The 799-nt window shown below is 45.3% G+C and carries 1 protein-coding gene; it reads left to right on the forward strand.

Features of this window, described 5'->3' with window-relative positions:
* The first annotated feature begins 39 nt into the window (after nt 1–39).
* Complete coding sequence (locus tag R7O13_RS26025) at nt 40–738, forward strand: DUF1481 domain-containing protein (protein WP_180784598.1); 699 nt, start codon at nt 40–42, stop codon at nt 736–738.
* Nucleotides 739–799: the final 61 nt, after the last annotated feature.

The raw sequence follows: 799 nt of genomic DNA on the forward strand, positions 1-799 counted from the left end.
GTTAGAATGCACCGAGGTATCCTGCCTCGGTGCAATTTCATGAAAAAACATCTACTCACTTCACTCCTCCTATCTAGCCTTTCTCTTATTGGCTGTTCTTCTGTTGAAACGCCTAATCTAGAACAATTTACCCACTTTTCTGGCGGAAAAACCGTAGGTGACACCAGTAGTTTGTATTGGATGACTGAGCGATTAACTCGAGTCAGTACCGCGGCAGATTACGTCACGATGGGTGATCATGGCTGGTATAAAAGTGATTACCGTTGGGATGAAGGCGAGTTGCGTGAGTTGATTCGAAAAGGTGAGCAAATCGATGCCAAGCAAAGACTGGTGCCTTTTCAAATCCACATCCGCTTTAATAAAGATGGTGAAGCGATTTATCAGCAATATCGCGTAAATCGCAAAGTCTTGCCGCTGCAGCGCGAGCAACTTGATCGATACAAAGCCGAAGCTAATGATGTCGTTGTTGCCATCAAAGAGCAGTCTCGCAACGGGCAGAACCTCGTACAAGGCTATTGGAATGGTCAAGCATTTGAAACCTGCAAAGGGAAAGAGTTCTCGACGCTAGAGTTCAACCAAACCCTGCCGACATTTGTCGTCGACCGTTTATCATCGGTCGATAGCTACATTGCCTTTGTTGGTAAAGAATCTCGTAATGAAGTGGTGGTAGACAGCCTCTTGATGCTCAATGATGAGGACTTTGATTGTGTATCACGACCAAAGTTTATCTCTGAGTAAGGCTTCTACGTTTTTACGCTGGATGCGACAGAGCAATAAAAAAGGCGCTGAATGCGCCTTT

It is taken from the genome of Vibrio sp. Y176, assembly GCF_033438945.1.